The organism is Streptomyces sp. M41 (assembly GCF_043673425.1).
Taxonomy (GTDB): Bacteria; Actinomycetota; Actinomycetes; order Streptomycetales; family Streptomycetaceae; genus Streptomyces.
This window is the reverse complement of sequence record NZ_JBIMKE010000006.1, coordinates 332,851-349,583: the sequence shown is the minus strand read 5'-3', so window position 1 is coordinate 349,583 and position 16,733 is coordinate 332,851. Positions and strand designations below refer to the sequence as shown.

The window sequence follows — 16,733 nt, the reverse complement described above, 5'->3', positions numbered from 1 at the left end:
GGGCATCATCCCACCTGACCCGGGAGAGACTGGTGGCCGGATCTTCGGCCCGCCCATCCGAGGAGGGAAGCGTCGATGGGGGAGAAGGTCGTGGCAGGTCGGTTCGATCTGTCCGATCGGCAGCACTACCGCACGAAGCTGCGGAGGTGCCTGACGGGCCTGGAGCGGCTGCTGGCGGAGAAGCGGTTCGATCGCCCCAAGAACCTGATGGGGCTCGAGATCGAATTGAATCTCGCCGGCGCCGAAGGCATGCCGAGAATGTTGAACGGGCAGGTGCTCGAGAGGATCGCGAGCCGCGACTTCCAAACAGAACTCGCCATGTTCAATCTGGAAGTCAACATCGCTCCGCACCGGTTGGAGGGAAGCGTATTCGATCGGCTTGCCGAGGAACTCCGAACGTCGCTGGCATATGCCGATCGAAAAGCGGGTGAGCTCGACGCGGGAATCGTGATGATCGGTATTCTGCCGACTCTCGACCGGGACGACCTGGTGTCGTCCAACCTCTCCGACGTCGACCGCTACGCGCTGCTCAACGAGCAGATCGTCACCGCCCGCGGCGAGGACTTCACCCTCGACATCGACGGCGTGGAGCGTCTGACGTGCACGTCGAAGTCCATCGCCCCGGAGGCCGCCTGCACCTCCGTGCAACTGCACCTCCAGGTCACCCCGGGGCGCTTCGCCGATGTGTGGAACGCGGCGCAGGCCGTGGCCGCGGCCCAGGTCGCCGTGGGGGCCAACTCGCCGTTCCTCTTCGGGCGGGAGCTGTGGCGGGAGTCGCGACCGCCGCTGTTCCAGCAGTCCACCGACACCCGCCCGCCCGAGCTCCAGGCCCAGGGCGTGCGACCGCGTACCTGGTTCGGGGAGCGGTGGGTCACCTCGGCGTACGACCTCTTCGAGGAGAACTTCCGCTACTTCCCGGCCCTGCTGCCGATCTGCGACGACGAGGATCCGCTCGAGGTCCTCGACGCCGGTGGCGTGCCCACGCTGGCCGAGCTCGTCCTGCACAACGGCACGGTGTACCGGTGGAACCGGCCGGTCTACGGTATCGCCGACGGCGTCCCGCATCTGCGGGTGGAGAACCGCGTCCTGCCCGCCGGCCCCACCATCACGGATGTGGTGGCCAACGCGGCCTTCTACTACGGCGTCGTCCGCGCCCTCGCCGAGGAGTCACGGCCCGTCTGGACCCGGATGCCCTTCGAGGCAGCCGCCGCCAACTTCGACGCCGCCTGCAAGCACGGCATCGACGCGCGGCTGCGCTGGCCCCGGCGGGGGCGGTACGGCGGGACGGCCGAGGTGGACGCGGTGACCCTCGTACGCGACGAACTGCTGCCGCTGGCCGAGGCGGGGCTGGACGCGTGGGGTGTCGAGCCGGCCGACCGGGACCTCTATCTGGGCGTCATCGAGGAGCGGTGCCGCAGGCGCATGAACGGCGCGTCCTGGCAGGCGGCCACCTTCCACCGTGCGCTGGAGGCCGGACTGACCCGGGAGGCGGCACTGGCGGCGACGACCCGCCGATACCGCGAGCTGATGCACCGGGGCGAGCCGGTTCACACCTGGCCGGTGGGTTTGCTGGAGCCGGTTCCGGCCGGGTGAGGGCGGGCCGGCGAGAGATGGGTGCGGGCCCGGCCGGCGAGGTCCGGCCGGGTGCGGCAGTTTCGCGGCGCCTGTGCCGGAGGGCTTGGCACGGGTCCGCTCGGCACGGGGCCGCTAGGCACGGGGCCGCTCGGCGCGGTCCGTCAGACCACGTTGCCCCGTGAGCCCGCTGCCACGATCGCCTTGAGGATCACCGAGTGAATCTCGGACGGGTCCGTCACCTCGTGGCCCGAACCGCCGGTCGCCTTCGCGATCCGGTCGGCCTCGTCGCGGTCGGCGTCGGGTCCCACCGCGATCATGATGAGGGGCACCGGTCGCTCGGGGTTGGTGAGGCGCTCCAGCCGGGTGACGAGGTCGGCGCGGGAGATGCTGCCCGGGTCCTCGTTCACTCCGTCGGTGAGGACGACCAGGGCGTTGAACCTGCCCTTGGCGTAGGAGGCGGTCGCGGCCCGGTACGCGGCGAGCGTGGTGTCGTACAGGCCGGTCGCGCCGTTCGGCACCGGCGCCAGGTCGTCGAACGCCGCCGACAGAGTGTCGCGCTGGGTCCCGCCGTCCGTACGATCGCCGAGCCGTTCGGTCGGCACTCGGACGCGGTAGTCCTTGTGTCGCCGTCCAGCTCGGCGGCGAAGTCCCACAGGCCGATCTCGTCGTCGGGCTTGAAGGTGGCCAGGGCCTGGAGCAACGATGCCTTGGTCACCTCCATCCGCGACTTCCCCGTGCCCGGCACCGGCTCCGACATGGAAGCGGAGGCGTCCACGACCGTGGTGATCCGGGCACTCCGCACGGTGATCGTCCACACCCCGAGCGCCTCCTGGAGCGCGCTCGCCGAGACCGGGCGTCCCGGCGGCTCTCCGTACGGCTGCGGACCTTTGCCGCCGGCCCGGGCGACCAGTGCCTCCGGCACCACCCCCTCGGACGTCCGGAAGCCGTGGCGCTCCAGCAGTCGCAGCTGCCCGGGGTCGCGGAGGTAGCTCATGAACCGGATCGCGGCCCGGCTCTCGTCGGTTGTCAGCCCCGTCTGGTCCAGGAGCGTGTACGGGTAGTCCAGCCGGGGCGAGCCGTCCTGCGGATAGAAGAGGTTCAGGCTGCGGCTGCCACCGTTACCGTCACCGTCACCGCCAGTGCCGACGCCATCGCCAGGGCCGTCGCCGTTGCCACGGCTGCTGCCCCCGGCACCGGAGTTGTACGCGAAGACCGTCTGCTCGCTGACGACCAGGGCCTGGTTGCGGCTCGGGTCGTCGCCCTGCCCGGTGTCGGAGCCGGCCCGGGTCAGGGTGTCCAGCAGCTGGCCGTCGCCTTCGGAGATCCGCTGCGACAGTGCCTTCATCAGTGCACCCGTCCGCGCCTGGCCGGCCTCGGCCTGTGCGGCGGAGGCGCTCAGCCGGGTGAGGGCGAGGAGCCCTGTGGCGCTGCGGGCGGGATCGGCTGCGCCGAGCCGCAGGGAGTCGCCGCCCAGGCCGGCTTCGGCCAGTTCCAGCCAGCCGTACGTCTTCTTCGGCCACCCCAGCGACTCCGCGGCGGCGGGCAGCATCGCCACCCCGACCGGCGTGGTGGCGACCTGGCCCACGGTGGTGACGTCGACCGGGCCACCGTCCTGCGTGAGGCGCTGGATCCACACCTCCGAGTCCGGCACCCACACCTCGGCGCCCGGGTCCTCGCCCGCCAGGAGGGTGTCCGCGACCTCGTACGACTCCCGAGGGCGCACCGTCACGGCGACGCAGCGTCCGTCAGAGGTGAGGTCGGCCGCCCGCGCCCGTTGTGCCGCCGCTCGCAGCGCCGGGGCCAGATCCGGTGAGGCGGCCACGGTCAGCCGTACCGGATCGTCCTGGCAGGAGGAGCCCAGGGGGAGCAGCCCGCCCTCGAGCGCGACGCCGGCGCCGGCGACGACGGTGAGGACGAGAACCGCAGCGACGGCCGTCGTGCGGCGGCGGGCGCTTCGACGGGGGTCGCTGCCGCCCGCCCCATACTGATCGGGCAAGCTGTGACGTCCCATGACGGTGCCCCTCCCTGTTGCCCTGCTGAACCACATGCCGGAATCCGGCCGTATGGCAGGCAGGGGGGCGGTGAGCCCCGTACGGCGCCCGTCCCCCCGACGGCCTGTCGCGCACGGTCTTCGTAACTGCTTTCGAGACCTTAGCGGGGCGGCGATGCGGATGAGGCGGGATTACTCAACTGGAGGCAGGTGTGCAGGGCGAGGCGGATCCGGTGGCCGGTTCTTTTCCTCATGAGCGGCTTTCGCGACGGATCTTCCGTGACGAGACGCTGCTCGTCCTGGGGCTTTCGCTCGGTGCGAGCGGTGTGTCCGCCCTGATCAGCTTTATCGGCTCGGTCACCAAACCGGGCGGACTCAAGGACCAGGCGGCGACCCTCAATGCTTCGGCCGCGCCGGGCCGTCCCTGGCTGGATCTGGCGTGGCAGCTGTTCGGGATCACCACCGCGCTGGTGCCTGTCGCGCTCGTCGCGCACTTCCTCATGCGCGAGGGACAGAGCCTGCGCACCCTCGGCTTCGACCGCACCCGGCCGTGGCCCGACCTCGGCCGCGGAGCGGCGATCGCGGCCGTGATCGGCAGCACGGGGATCGCCTTCTACCTGGCCGCCCGTGGGCTGGGCTTCAACCTCACGGTGGTGCCGGAGGCGCTGCCCGACGTGTGGTGGAAGTACCCCGTGCTGATCCTGTCCGCCCTGCAGAACGCCATCCTCGAAGAGGTCATCGTCGTCGGCTATCTGCTGCGCCGACTCGGCCAGTTGGGCTGGACCCCGGGCACCGCGCTGGTGGCCAGTTCCGTACTGCGCGGCTCCTATCACCTCTACCAGGGCATCGGCGGCTTCCTCGGCAACATGGCGATGGGCGTGGTCTTCGTCTATCTGTACCGGCGCTGGGGCCGGGTCGGCCCGCTGGTCGTGGCCCATTCCCTGCTCGACATAGGGGCGTTCGTCGGGTACGCGCTGCTTGCCGGAAAGGTGGGCTGGCTGCCGACGGCGTGAGCTGCGGCGTGAGCCGCGGGCGTGAGCTGCTCCTGAGGGGGCGTACGAGGATCTCGTACGCCCCCTCAGGTGTTCCCGCGGCCGGATGCCGGCGGACGCGACCGGACGCGACCGGACGCGGCCGGCCCGGCTCGGGCGGCCTAGGCGATCAGCTCCCCTTCGATGACGGTCACCGCGTGTCCGCTCAGCAGCGTGCGGTCGCCGCGGACCTCGGTGCGGACGCGGCCGGCGCGTGGGGAGGCCTGGAGGCCGGTGAGCTCGGCCCGGCCGAGGCGTTCGGCCCAGAAGGGGGCGAGGGCCGTGTGGGCGCTGCCGGTGACCGAGTCCTCGTCGATGCCGACGTTCGGGAAGAAGCAGCGCGAGACGAAGTCGTAGCCACGGGTGGGGTCCTCGGCGCGGGCGGTGGCGATGATGCCGCGCTCGGAGTAGCGGCCGAGGGCCCGGTGGTCGGGTGTCAGGGCGTGCAGTGTCTTCTCGTCGGCGATCTCGAGGAGCAGGTCGCCGACGTTCGGGCCGGTGTCGAGGGCGAGGCTCGGTTCGGCCCCGAGTGCCTGCGCGACCCCGTCCGGGACCTCGACGGGCGTGAGCGGGGCGGCCGGGAAGTCGAGGGTGAGGGAGCCGTCCTCGCGCGGGGTGGCCACGAGTACGCCGCTGCGGGTGGCGAACCGTACCGGACCCTCGTGCGCGCCGGTGCTGTGCAGCACGTGGGCCGTGGCGAGGGTGGCGTGTCCGCACATCGCCACTTCAGTGACGGGGGTGAACCACCGCAGCGCCCAGTCGGCCTCCCCGCCTTCGGGCAGCCGGTGCGCGAACGCCGTCTCGGCGTGGTTGACCTCCATGGCCACCTTCTGGAGCCAGCCGTCCTTGGGGAAGGCGTCGAGGAGCACCACCCCTGCCGGGTTGCCGGCGAAGGGGCGGTCGGTGAAGGCGTCGACGATTCGAATCCGCATGGCGCTGACGCTAGAGGGCGTGCGGAGGCGGCGGCCAAGGCCAATCCGGGGGTGCTGGACCGATGCCTTGCCGTGCGAGCTATTCCGATATATCGTTGAGGCATCGCGACAGATCAACGATGGAAATGGAGTGATCGTGATGCGTTCCCATGGATTCGAGCGTGGACACGGTGGACACAAGCGCCACGGCCGAGGCGGTTTCGAGGGACACCGCGGGGCTTTCGGGCCCTTCGGTCCCGGCGGGGGCCCCGGCTTCGGCGGTGGTCCCGGCTTCGGTGGCGGACCGGGATTCTGGGGGCCCCGAGGGAGGGGCGGACCACGAGGGAGGGCGCGGCGCGGTGATGTGCGGGCGTCGATCCTCGCCCTGCTGAGGGACCGTCCCATGCACGGCTACGAGATGATCCAGGAGATCGCCGAGCGCAGCGGCGGGGCGTGGAAGCCCAGCCCGGGCTCGGTGTACCCCACCCTCCAACTGCTGGAGGACGAGGGCCTGATCGCCAGCGAGACCGAGGGCGGCAAGAAGCTGTTCTCGCTCACCGAGTCGGGCCGCGAGGCGGCCGAGGCCGGGCCCGAGGCGCCCTGGGAGGAAGCCTCGCGCGGCGTCGACTGGGAGGCCCTCGGGGAGATCCGGCAGGCCGGCTTCGGTCTGATGGAGGCCTTCGGGCAGGTCTGGAAGACGGGCAGCAAGGAGCAGCAGGAGAAGGCGCTCGCCGTCATCAACGACGCCCGTAAGCGGCTGTATCTCATCCTCGCCGACGAGGACTGAGGCAGGTCTGCGGCCTCCCGATCGCGTCCGGGCCCTCCCTGTCGAAGCCGGGCCCCTCCCCGCCGTATCCCGGCTCTTCCTGCCGCATCCGGGGCGCCCCGCGGAGTGATCCGCGGGGCGCCTTCGTGTGCGCCTGCGCCTGCGCGCCTCTTCGCGCGAGCCTCTGTATGCCCTTCGTGTGCGCGCCTCAGGTCACCAGGCCCGCGAGCTTGCGCAGGGACTCGTTCAGTGCCGCCGTGGCCGAGTCCTTGAGCTTGCCCGCCATCAACGACACCGCCGCACCCGTGAACTCCCCGTCGATCCGCACGTCCGTGGCGCCGACGCCGACCGGTGTCAGGGTGTAGCGCGTGGCCACGGTCACGGCCATCGGCCCCTTGCCGCGGATGGCCAGCACGCGCGCCGTCTCCAGTTCCTCGATGGTCCACTCGACCTCGGCCGGGAAGCCCATGAGCTTCATGTTCTCCTGAAAGGTTCCGCCCACTTCGAGGGTCGTGGGGCCGCCGCCCGGGAAGCTGGTGTGGGTCGCGTTCCACTCCCTGTACGCCGACCAGTCCGTCAGCTGCGCCCAGACCTTCTCGGCCGGTGCCTCGATACGTGCCTCCGCGCTGACTTCGGCCATGCGACCACCCCTTCGTCTCGGGCTACGGTGTCGCGGAACGTAGCCGCGGGGCCTGGAACATTCAATACTGATGAACCGTCAGAAATTGTGGAGACGGCCGCCCCTCCGAGCGAGCCCTTTGGCGTGATCTCATCCGTAAGGAGGAGATGCCGGGCGGCCGTGTCCACTCCCCGTGGGACGCGAAGATGCTTCCCCTCGGGGATGACCCGGCTCGGCGTGGCTGATGGGGTAGGGCTTGTGCAACCCCGTATTGCCCGGCAGTCGACCCCGGACGAGCTCGCACCGGTGATCGCCGGTGCCCGCCGCCGGGCGCTCAGGGACGGGGACCGGCAGATCGACACGGCCCATCTGCTGCACTCACTGCTGGAACACGACCCGGACGTGTACGCCGTCTTCGGCGACGGCCCCCAGATCGCCCGCCTCCTCGGCTACCTGGTCCAGCGCACCATCGGCTACGGCCTGCGCTGGCAGGGCACCGTCGAGGACTCCGGTGCCGTCCCCGTCGTGCTGGCCGGCGAGGGTTTCTCCCCGCTGGCCGCGACCGCGATGGAACACGCCCGTCGGCGCGCCGCCCACCGCGGCGACGGCCGGGCGGATGGCGTCGACCTGCTCGCGGCGATCGTTGCGGACCCCGAGGCGCGGGCGGTCGAGGTGCTCGGGCGTGCCGGGATCGACGCGGGTGCACTGCGCAAGCGAATCGACGATCGCCGGGACGACACCGGCTCGGCCGAGGGCGCCCTCCAGGCCGAGGACGCCCAGCGCCCCGAGGACGCCCTGCCCGTCAAGAACGTCGCGCCTCCCTCGTCCACCGATCGAGACAGGTGTCATTGGGGGTGACGCTCATGTCATCGCCTGTCATCATGTGCCGGTGCGTGTCTCTCAGAGCAATCGGGCCGGTCGAGGCAAGGGCATCGGCCTCGGTACGGCGGTCGTGTCCGCCTTCGCCTTCGGCGGGTCCGGTGTCGCGGCTAAGCCGCTGATCGAGGCGGGCCTGGACCCGCTCCATGTGGTGTGGCTGCGGGTGGCCGGCGCCGCCCTCGTGATGCTGCCGCTCGCCGTGCGCCACCGCGCGCTGCTGCGCCGCCGGCCCGCGCTGCTCGCCGGGTTCGGCCTGCTCGGCGTGGCCGGTGTGCAGGCCTGCTATTTCGCCGCGATATCCCGGATCCCGGTCGGCGTGGCCCTGCTCGTCGAGTACTTCGCACCCGCGCTGGTCCTCGGCTGGGTGCGGTTCGTGCAGCGTCGGCCGGTGACCCGTGCCGCCGCCCTCGGCGTGGTCCTCGCGGTCGGCGGCCTCGCCTGTGTCGTCGAGGTCTGGTCGGGGCTGAGCTTCGACGCCTTCGGTCTGCTCCTCGCCCTCGGCGCCGCCTGCTGCCAGGTCGGCTACTTCGTCCTGTCGGACCAGGGCAGCGACTCCGGCGACGAGACGCCCGACCCGCTCGGTGTCATCGCCTACGGCCTGCTCGTCGGCGCGCTCGTCCTGACCGTCGTGGCCCGGCCCTGGACCATGGACTGGTCGGTCCTCTCCGACACCGCCCGGATGAACGGCACCCCGGTCGCGGCCGGCCTCCTGCTGGCCTGGATCGTGTTCATCGCCACGATCGTCGCCTACGTCACCGGCGTGCTCTCCGTGCGACGGCTCTCGCCGCAGGTGGCCGGTGTCGTGGCCTGCCTCGAAGCGGTCATCGCGACCGTCCTCGCCTGGTTCCTGCTGGGGGAGCACCTCTCGGCCCCGCAGATCGCCGGGGGTGTGATCGTCCTGGTGGGCGCGTTCATCGCGCAGTCGTCCGCGCCGGCCAAGAGTCCCGTCGAGCCGGTGGCCGGCGGCGGCCGGGAACGCGAGTTGTCCGCCCCGGAAAACGTCGCCTAGGCTGCGGGATCATGCCTTTGACACTCGTTCTTCCGCCTCCGGCCGCCTGAGGCGGGCCCTCCGGAAGCCAAGCCCCGGTGCCAGACGGGAACCGAACCCGCGCACCGCTGGGTGCAACGGTGCTGCCCGCAGAAGAAGTCCATGGATCCCCGCTGACCGGGGCTCCTCCCGAACTTCCGCGCATTCGCGCACCTGCGGAGACAACTCGTGTCGAACACTGCCGCCGGCCTGCCCATCGGGCGCGGCCTTCTCTATCTGATCGTCGCCGGTGTCGCCTGGGGCACCGCCGGCGCGGCCGCCTCCCTGGTCTACCGGGCCAGTGACATGGGGCCGATCGCCCTCTCCTTCTGGCGCTGCGCGATCGGCTTCGTCCTGCTGATCGCCGTCCGCTTCCTGCGTCCGCGCCCACGGCGGGCCGCCCGGTTCGAACCGCTCGGCCGCCGGGCCTCGAAGGCCGGGCTCACCGGCGTCGGACTCGCCGTGTTCCAGACCGCCTACTTCGCGGCCGTGGACGCCACCGGGCTGGCCGTGGGCACCGTCGTCACCCTCGGTGCCGGGCCCGTGTTCATCGCGCTCGGCGCCCGGCTGACCCTGGGGGAGCGCCTCGGCCGCGGGGGACTCGTGGCGGTCGCCGGTGCCCTCACCGGCCTCGCCGTGCTCTCGCTGGGCGGCGCGGGCACGACCGTACGACCGTGGGGCGTGCTGCTCGCCCTGGTGTCCGCGGCGGCGTACTCGGCGATGACCCTGCTGACCCGCAAGTGGGGCCGCGACGGCGGGGCGGACGCAGCCGACACGTCCGTCTGGGCCTTCGCCGTGACCAGCCTGTGTCTGCTGCCGTTCGCCTTCGCCGAAGGAATCGTGCCGCACGCGGCCGACCCCGTCCGGCTCGGCTGGCTGCTCGCCTACATCGCGTCCGTCCCCACGGCTCTCGCGTACGCCCTGTACTTCGCGGGTGCCGCGGCCGTACGGTCGGCCACCGTCTCCGTGATCATGCTGCTGGAGCCGGTCGGCGCGGCGGTCCTCGCCGTCGCCCTGCTCGGTGAACATCTGACGGCACCGACCCTCGTCGGCACCCTGCTGATGCTCGGCTCGGTCGCGGGGCTCGCCGTGGCGGAGACGCGCGGGGCGAGGAGGCGGGAACCGCTGCCGGTGTGACAGGGAAGGGCCCCGCACCGAGGGGGTGCGGGGCCACGGGTCGTTGCTATCAGGCCGGGTGGCGGCGCAGCAGGTGCTCACGCGCGTCGGCGTCGCGCGGACCGGCGCGCTCCGCCAGCTTCCCCGCGATGCGGTCCCGGACCTCGTCCGACCTCTTGCCCGCGTACTTGAACTTCGCCCGCACGCCCGTCACCTCGAGCCGCACCCCCGGATCCCGGACAGCATGCGGCCGTACGGCATCTCGTCCACCGCGACCCGCACCGTGCCGCCCTCCGGCTGGAAGTGCCCGACCTGGCGGTTGAGCAGCTCCGCCTTCTCGGCCGGGTCGTCCACCACATGGGCCCGGCAGCGGAGTTGGACCGCCGCGTAGAAGCTGGTCGGTGTGCCGTGCTCCGGCGGCTGCCCCGGATCCGCCTGCCAGGGGCCCGGGACGTACACGTAGTCGTCGACCACGCTCAGGACCACTTCGGGGTCGGCGAGCAGAGCCGGCCACATCGGATGGGGGCGGGCCAGGTGCGTGACGGCCTCGCCGCGCTCGGCGTCGTACGCGAAGTGCAGGGGCTGGACATGGGGCGGCTCGCCCTCGACACCGTTGACGACGAGCTGCCCGAAGTCGCGCACGGCCAGCCACCGCTGCCACTCGGCTTCCTCGCGGGGCGCGTCCCAGGGGTGGATCAGCATCACAGGGTCCGCAGGTAGCCCGGCAGTTCGGTGCCGGGGGTCAGGTCCGGGTCGGCGACCGGCGCTTCGTAGCCCTTGCGCAGGGGGACGACGCCGGCCCAGTGGGGGAGGGCGAGGTCCTCCGGTTCGTCGTTGACACCGCCGGTGCGGAGCTTGGCGGAGACCTCGTTCAGGTCGAGGCGGATCACGGCGGTGGCGGCGAGTTCCTTCTTGTTCGCGGGGCGGGAGTCGGCCGCCCGGCCCGGCACCACGTGGTCCACCAGGGCGTCGAGGGCGACCCGCTTCTCCTCGGGGTCCGTCACGTCATGGGCGATGCCGTGAACGACCACGGACCGGTAGTTGATCGAGTGGTGGAAGGCCGAGCGGGCCAGGATCAGCGCATCGACATGAGTGACCGTCAGGCACACCGGCAGCCCCGGATCCGCCTGGCCGGTCATCCGCAGGGGCCGCGAGCCCGTCGAGCCATGGACGTAGAGCGTCCGGCCGACCCGGCCGAACAAGGTGGGCAGCACGACCGGGGCACCGTCGCGCACGAAGCCGAGGTGGCAGACGTAGGCCTCGTCGAGTATCGAGTGCACCGACTCCACGTCGTACGACGCCCGTTCCGCGGAGCGGGTGGGGACGGTGCGGTCGGTCGGCGGGTAGGTGGCGGTCGGCGACGTCGGCTGCCGGGTCCCCTGCATTGCGTCCTCCATTGCACTAGTGCATAATTATGTTTGTGCTAGGAGGATATCGGATCGAGGGGCGCCGCGCAGCCGAGATCGCGGCGAGCGTCGAGCGCGCGGTGGGCGCCGGGGAGCTCGAGCCCGGTGGACTGCTGCCGCCCATGCGCGAGTTGGCGGTCCGGCTGGCGGTGAATCCCAACACGGTCGCCGCCGCGTATCGCATCCTGCGGGAGCGCGGAGTGATCGAGACCGCGGGCCGCCGGGGGAGCAGGGTGCGGCCCAGGCCGGCCACGACCGGGCGCGAGTACGTCCGGGTGGACGTGCCCGAGGGCGTCCGTGACGTGGCCAGCGGCAACCCCGACCCCGCGCTGCTGCCGTCGCTTGCGAAGGCCTTCGCAGCCGCGGCCGAGCACAGCGATCGGGAGCCGGTGCTGTACGGCGACGATCCCGTCGAGCCGGAGCTGGCCCGGATCGCGCGGGCCGCACTGGACGCCGACGGGGTGCCGGACGGGCCCCTGGCCGTGGCCTCCGGGTCCCTCGACGCCATCGAGCGGGTCCTCGCGGCCCACCTCAAACCCGGTGACACCGTCGCGGTCGAGGACCCCGGCTGGGGCAGTCTGCTGGACCTCGTCCCGGCCCTCGGCCTGCGCATCGCTCCCGTCGGCGTCGACGACGAGGGGCCGCTGCCCGACGAGGTGCGGCGTGCGCTGACCGCGGGGGCGCGGGCCCTGATCGTCACCGACCGGGCCCAGAACCCCACCGGGGCGGTGGTGAGCGGCACGCGCGCGCGTGCCCTGCGCTCGGTGCTCCGCGAACACCCCGAGACGCTGCTGATCGAGGACGACCACGGCCATGGCATCGTCGACCTGCCCCTGTGCCCGCTGGCCGGCGTCACCCACAGCTGGGCCTTCGTCCGCTCCGTGGCCAAGGCCTACGGACCGGACCTGCGGCTCGCCGTGCTCACCGGGGACCCGGTCACCGTCGACCGGCTGCGCGGCCGGCAGCGCCTGGGGCCCGGCTGGGTGAGCCGGCTGACGCAGCGGGCCGTGGTGCGGCTGTGGAGCGACGGCACCCTGGATCCGGCGAAGGTGGCGGCGACCTACGGCGCCCGCCGTGATCTGCTGCTCCGGGCGCTGGCCGGGCACGCGGTCGAGGGGCACGGGCGTAGCGGCATGAACGTCTGGATCCCGGTCCCCGACGAGACCGGCGCCGTGGCCCGCCTGCTGCACTCCGGCTGGGCGGTCGCCCCGGGGGCCCGCTTCCGCACGAGCGCCCCACCCGGAATCAGGATCACCGTCTCGACGCTCATCGAGGAGGAGGTGGCCCCCTTGGCCGAAGCGGTGGCGAGGGCGGTGAACCCGGGGCCGACGAGGAGTTACGTGTGAACCCTGATCACGGACGTCGGTCTCAAGGGGGTCCGGCTCGTCGTCAGGCGCGCTTCTTCACCTGCGTGAGCGCCGCCCCGACCAGGACGATCACCGCTCCGACCGGCGTGGTCCAGTGCAGGGACTCGTTCAGCACGGCAACCCCGGCAGCCGTCGCGATGACCGGAATGAAGTACGTGACCATCTGAGCCGTCGTCGGCCCGACCTCGGCGACCAGTCCGTACTGGATCAGCACGGCGACCCCCGTCCCCAGCGCCCCCAGAGCCACGACCGCCAGCAACGGCACCAACGAGACCCGCGTGGGCAGCGCGGTGCACAGCGGTGTCACGACGGCCAGTTGCACCGTGGCGAGCAGCAGCTGCGCGCCCGTCAGCGACAGATGCGAGGAGCTGGATCCGGCCAGCGTACGGCGGACGTATATCCAGCCGACGGGGTAGCTCAGCGAGGCCAGCAGCGCCATCGCCGTACCGGTGGCGTCCAGGCCGTGGAAGCCCTGCCACACTCCGAGCACGGTCAGCACACCCAGGAAGCCGATGCCGAGCCCGGCGACCCTGACCCGGGTCGGCCGGTCCTCCGAGAGAGCGACCAGCGACAGGGCCATGCCCCACAGCGGCGAGGTCGCGTTGCAGATCCCCGCCAGGGTGGACGGGATCGTCAGCTCGGCGTACGCGAACAACGAGAACGGCAGCGCGTTCAGCAGGAGCGCGGCGACCGCCAGATGCCCCCAGGTGCGCAGCCCGCGCGGCAGCCGCTCCCGCTTGACCGCCATCGCGGCGGCCAGCACCGCCGTACCGAACACCAGCCGCCCGAGCGTGACCTGGAACGGCGCGTAACCCTCGGTGCCCACCTTGATCAACAGAAAGCTGAATCCCCAGATCAGGGAAAGCACGGCGAACCGCAGCCGCCAGTCCAGGCGGGGGCGGGCGCGGGGGTGCGGGGGGACGGTGGCCTCGGCCGAGGCGCCGGGGGTGCCGGGGGCGCCGGGGGTGCCCGGGGTGGCGGCGGTGACGGTGCTCATGGCGTCAACGATGCGGCAAACGATCTCGTAGCACAATCGAGATTTCGCACGCGATATCTCGTAGTATTGCTTACATGTTGAATCTGGAGCGCCTGCGCACCCTCGACGCCCTCGCCCGGCACGGCTCGGTCAGCGGCGCGGCCGAGGGGCTGCACATCACGACCTCCGCCGTCTCGCAGCAGATGTCCAAGCTGGAGCGCGAGGTCGGCCAGCAGCTCCTCGCCAAGAACGGCCGGGGGGTGCGGCTCACCGATGCCGGCCGGCTGCTCGCCGAGCACGCCGCGCGCATCCTGTCACAGGTCGAACTGGCCCAGTCCGACCTGGAGGCACAGCGCGGACAAGTGGTCGGCGAGCTGCGGCTGGCCGCGTTCCCCACCGCCCTGCGGGGACTGTTCCCCGCCGCGCTCACGGCGTTGCGGGCCGACCATCCGGCGCTGCGGCTGCGCTCCCGGGAGCTGGAGCCGGAGCGCGGGGTGAACGCGGTGCTCCGCGGTGATGTCGACCTGGCCGTGGTGCTCGACTGGTACAACAAGCCGCTGCCCATGCCGGAGGGGCTGGCGAAGGCGTCGATCCTCGACGACCGGGTGGAGATCGCCATGCCCGAGGGGCATCCGCTCGCCGACCGGCGCGAGGTCGCCCTGGAGGACTTCGCGGACGACGAGTGGGTCGCCTGGCCCGAGGGCGAGTTCTGCCACGAGTGGCTGGTCTACACGCTGCGCACCAAGGGCATCGAGCCCCGGATCGCCCATCGAGCCGAGGAGCACCACACGCAACTCGCCCTGGTCGCGGCCGGGTTGGGCGTCTGCGTCGCGCCCCGGCTGGGCCGCGACCCGATGCCGCTGGGCGTGCGGGCGGTGCCGGTGCACGACCGGGTCCATCGGTACGTCTACGCGGTGTGGCGAGCGGACGCCGACCGCCGCCCGTCGATCCGGGCGGCGGTCGAGGCGCTTCGGACGGCGGCCGAGAAGGTGGGCTGAACCACGGCGCCCGGCTTCCCGGTCCCACCGACCCCGGCTCCCGGTTCCTACGGACCCTGGCTCGCAGCTACACGGACCCCAGCTTCCGGAAGTCCCAGGACACGATCTTCTCGGGCGTCAGCCGCATCCACGCGTGCCGTCCGTCGTGGGGCATCTCGTCGAGACCGAAGTTCTTCCGCGCGAACAGCGTCTCGGGGACGTCGAGTTCGGCGCGCAGCTCGCCCACGCGCGGGATCTCGCCCACGAACTGGACGGTGCCCGACAGCTCCACGCCGCGCAACTGCTCGTACTCCTCGCCGGTGTCGACCACGATCGCCACCCGCGGATCGCGGCGCAGATCGGCCCACCGCTTGCTGCGGACGACCGAGTACAGCCACAGCGAGTTGCCGTCCCAGGCGAACCACAAGGCGCTGACATGCGGAAAGCCATCGGCGGACACCGTGGCGACCCGACAGGTGCGCTGGCTGGTCAGGAACTCGTCCAGCTCACCGGGCGTCATCATGATCTTGCGGCCTCGGCGCTGAGTGACGGTCATGCGGCCCCCTCTTCTCTCACGTCGTGCCAGAGGAGAGATCCTCTGACATCACGTCAGAAAAGGATGAGTCGTCTTCCTTCCGCACGCAATGGTGGCTACGCTCGCCGCCCCACGCCGCCGTCGGCCACAGGGGGACCCATGCCGCCGTACGCCGAGCTCAGCGAACTTCTCGACCCCGCGACCACCGTCCTGCTCACCGTGGAATGCCAGCAGGGCGTCGTCGGCCCGGACAGTGCCCTGCCCGAACTCGCCAAGGCGGCACGGGACTCGGGGGCCCTGGACAACGTGGCACGGCTGGTGGCCGCGGCCCACGAGAGCGGGGTCCAGGTGATCCACGCGATCGCCGAACGCCGTCGCGACGGCCGGGGCGCCAATCGCAACGCCCGCCTCTTCCGCGCCGCAAGGCGCCTCCCCGTCCAGCAGTGGTCCGGTACCGAGGCGGTGAGCGTGGCCGCGCCGATCGAGGTCGCCGAGGAGGATCTCGTCGTACGACGACTGCACGGCCTGTCACCCATCCAGGGCACCGATGTCGACGCGCTGCTGCGCAACCTGGGCTGCCGCACACTCGTGATCACCGGTGTCTCGGCCAACGTGGCCGTCCCCAACGCGGTGTTCGACGCCGTCAACCGCGGCTACACGGCCGTCGTGCCCTCGGACGCCGTCGCGGGGGTGCCTTCCGACTACACCCCCGCGATGATCCGCAACACCCTCGCATTGGTCGCCACGGTCGCGACCACGGACGAGGTACTGGGCTGCCTCGGGCGTCCGCCCCGCGTCACGCGAGCGTGATCGAATCCCCCGAGACGCTGACCTGCTTGGCCTCCAGCGGCTGCGTCGCCGGCCCCTTCTTCACGCTGCCGTCGAGGATCGAGAACTGGCTGCCGTGGCACGCGCAGGACAGGGTGTCCTCCTTGAGGTCCGTCATCGGACACTTCTGGTGGGTGCAGATCGTCGAGAAGGCCTTGAAGTCGCCGGCCGCCGGCTGCGAGACGACCACCTTCTCGTCGCTGAAGACCTTGCCGCCGCCCTCCGGGATGTCGGCCGTCTTCGCCAGTGCCGCACCGCCGCCGGCGCCCGCCCCGGACGACGAGCCGCCGCCCGCCTCGGTGGCCGCACCGCCACCGGCACCCTGTTCGGTGGACGGACCGGACGCTTCGTCGTCCGACCCGCACGCGCTCAGCGCAACGGCGAGCCCCGCCGCGCCGACCGCCGCCACGACGGTACGGCGGCTCGGGCCCGGCACCGGCTGAACTGATTCGCTGGTCATGCTGACGTTCCTTCCGCGGATTCTTGATCTGCCGAGAGGTACGGTCCTTCGGGACCGGCTGTTCAGGCGCTCTCGAAATCCTGGCCCGGTCCGGCGAAGAGGTGGGTAAAGCGGACCTGTCGGTTCCCTGTCCACAGCTGTCGATCCGCTGTCGGCGGCGCCGGACCTGGGGCCGCGTACCCCGGCCCGTCCGCCCGTGCGCCCTGGCCCGTCCGCCCGCCAGCCCGCCCACCCGGGCCGTCCTCGCCGCCCGCCTCCGCGCCAGTAACC

The 16,733-nt window shown here is 71.9% G+C and carries 15 protein-coding genes and 2 pseudogenes; 9 read left to right on the top strand and 8 right to left on the bottom strand.

Features of this window, described 5'->3' with window-relative positions; genetic code table 11:
• Nucleotides 1-75: 75 nt before the first annotated feature.
• A complete protein-coding gene (locus ACHBTE_RS11755; protein WP_394723613.1) occupies nt 76-1,593 on the top strand; it encodes a glutamate-cysteine ligase family protein in 1,518 nt (505 codons plus the stop codon).
• Between the two features lie 143 nt (nt 1,594-1,736).
• Here ACHBTE_RS11755 and ACHBTE_RS11750 read toward each other — a convergent pair.
• Nucleotides 1,737-3,586, bottom strand: a pseudogene (locus ACHBTE_RS11750) (substrate-binding domain-containing protein).
• A gap of 191 nt (nt 3,587-3,777) precedes the next feature.
• Here ACHBTE_RS11750 and ACHBTE_RS11745 point away from each other — a divergent pair.
• Nucleotides 3,778-4,578, top strand: coding sequence for a CPBP family intramembrane glutamic endopeptidase (locus tag ACHBTE_RS11745; RefSeq protein ID WP_394723612.1), 801 nt, complete (start codon nt 3,778-3,780; stop codon nt 4,576-4,578).
• 140 nt (nt 4,579-4,718) lie between these two features.
• Here ACHBTE_RS11745 and ACHBTE_RS11740 read toward each other — a convergent pair whose 3' ends face one another.
• Nucleotides 4,719-5,528, bottom strand: a complete 810-nt coding sequence (locus ACHBTE_RS11740) for a PhzF family phenazine biosynthesis protein (RefSeq protein WP_394723611.1) — start codon at nt 5,526-5,528, stop codon at nt 4,719-4,721.
• 139 nt (nt 5,529-5,667) lie between these two features.
• Here ACHBTE_RS11740 and ACHBTE_RS11735 point away from each other — a divergent pair, with 139 nt between their 5' ends.
• Complete coding sequence (locus ACHBTE_RS11735; protein WP_394723610.1) at nt 5,668-6,294, top strand: PadR family transcriptional regulator; 627 nt, start codon at nt 5,668-5,670, stop codon at nt 6,292-6,294.
• Nucleotides 6,295-6,481: 187 nt separating this feature from the next.
• Here the strand turns inward: ACHBTE_RS11735 and ACHBTE_RS11730 are convergent, their stop codons facing one another.
• The gene (locus ACHBTE_RS11730) at nt 6,482-6,913 is read right to left on the bottom strand and encodes an SRPBCC family protein (RefSeq protein ID WP_394723609.1); all 432 of its coding nucleotides are present in this window, start codon (nt 6,911-6,913) and stop codon (nt 6,482-6,484) included.
• A 201-nt stretch (nt 6,914-7,114) separates the two neighbouring features.
• On the opposite strand from ACHBTE_RS11730, the gene ACHBTE_RS11725 reads away from it, so the two are divergent.
• The 3 genes from ACHBTE_RS11725 to ACHBTE_RS11715 all read left to right on the top strand — a co-directional run bounded on the left by ACHBTE_RS11725 (nt 7,115) and on the right by ACHBTE_RS11715 (nt 9,935).
• Entirely contained in the window at nt 7,115-7,750 is a 636-nt protein-coding gene (locus ACHBTE_RS11725) for a Clp protease N-terminal domain-containing protein (protein WP_394723608.1), read from the top strand.
• Nucleotides 7,751-7,775: 25 nt separating this feature from the next.
• Nucleotides 7,776-8,780 (top strand): EamA family transporter, encoded by a 1,005-nt coding sequence (locus tag ACHBTE_RS11720; protein ID WP_394723607.1) that lies wholly within the window; start codon nt 7,776-7,778, stop codon nt 8,778-8,780.
• Nucleotides 8,781-8,987: 207 nt separating this feature from the next.
• Nucleotides 8,988-9,935 carry a DMT family transporter gene (locus ACHBTE_RS11715; RefSeq protein WP_394723606.1) on the top strand — a complete coding sequence of 316 codons (948 nt, stop codon included), beginning with the start codon at nt 8,988-8,990 and terminating at the stop codon, nt 9,933-9,935.
• A 49-nt stretch (nt 9,936-9,984) separates the two neighbouring features.
• Here the strand turns inward: ACHBTE_RS11715 and ACHBTE_RS11710 are convergent.
• Together ACHBTE_RS11710 and ACHBTE_RS11705 are read right to left on the bottom strand one after the other, a co-directional pair.
• A pseudogene (locus ACHBTE_RS11710) lies at nt 9,985-10,616 on the bottom strand (FMN-binding negative transcriptional regulator).
• A complete protein-coding gene (locus ACHBTE_RS11705) occupies nt 10,616-11,299 on the bottom strand; it encodes a pyridoxamine 5'-phosphate oxidase family protein (RefSeq protein ID WP_394723637.1) in 684 nt (227 codons plus the stop codon). The pseudogene ACHBTE_RS11710 and the gene ACHBTE_RS11705 overlap by 1 nt, the downstream one beginning before the upstream one ends.
• Before the next feature lie 35 nt (nt 11,300-11,334).
• Between ACHBTE_RS11705 and ACHBTE_RS11700 the strand changes: the two genes are divergently transcribed.
• Entirely contained in the window at nt 11,335-12,666 is a 1,332-nt protein-coding gene (locus tag ACHBTE_RS11700; protein WP_394723605.1) for an aminotransferase class I/II-fold pyridoxal phosphate-dependent enzyme, read from the top strand.
• 43 nt (nt 12,667-12,709) lie between these two features.
• On the opposite strand, the gene ACHBTE_RS11695 is transcribed toward ACHBTE_RS11700, so the two are convergent.
• Nucleotides 12,710-13,684, bottom strand: coding sequence for a DMT family transporter (locus tag ACHBTE_RS11695; protein WP_394723604.1), 975 nt, complete (start codon nt 13,682-13,684; stop codon nt 12,710-12,712).
• 74 nt (nt 13,685-13,758) lie between these two features.
• On the opposite strand from ACHBTE_RS11695, the gene ACHBTE_RS11690 reads away from it, so the two are divergent.
• Nucleotides 13,759-14,661, top strand: a complete 903-nt coding sequence (locus ACHBTE_RS11690; protein WP_394723603.1) for a LysR family transcriptional regulator — start codon at nt 13,759-13,761, stop codon at nt 14,659-14,661.
• A gap of 67 nt (nt 14,662-14,728) precedes the next feature.
• Here ACHBTE_RS11690 and ACHBTE_RS11685 read toward each other — a convergent pair whose 3' ends face one another.
• On the bottom strand, nt 14,729-15,196 hold the full coding sequence (locus tag ACHBTE_RS11685) for a pyridoxamine 5'-phosphate oxidase family protein (RefSeq protein WP_394723602.1): 468 nt from the start codon (nt 15,194-15,196) through the stop codon (nt 14,729-14,731).
• A gap of 138 nt (nt 15,197-15,334) precedes the next feature.
• On the opposite strand from ACHBTE_RS11685, the gene ACHBTE_RS11680 reads away from it, so the two are divergent.
• Nucleotides 15,335-15,985 carry a cysteine hydrolase gene (locus ACHBTE_RS11680; RefSeq protein ID WP_394723601.1) on the top strand — a complete coding sequence of 217 codons (651 nt, stop codon included), beginning with the start codon at nt 15,335-15,337 and terminating at the stop codon, nt 15,983-15,985.
• On the opposite strand, the gene ACHBTE_RS11675 is transcribed toward ACHBTE_RS11680, so the two are convergent.
• Complete coding sequence (locus ACHBTE_RS11675) at nt 15,972-16,463, bottom strand: Rieske (2Fe-2S) protein (RefSeq protein ID WP_394723600.1); 492 nt, start codon at nt 16,461-16,463, stop codon at nt 15,972-15,974. The two genes, ACHBTE_RS11680 and ACHBTE_RS11675, sit on opposite strands and share 14 nt — an antisense overlap.
• Between the last annotated feature and the right edge of the window lie 270 nt (nt 16,464-16,733).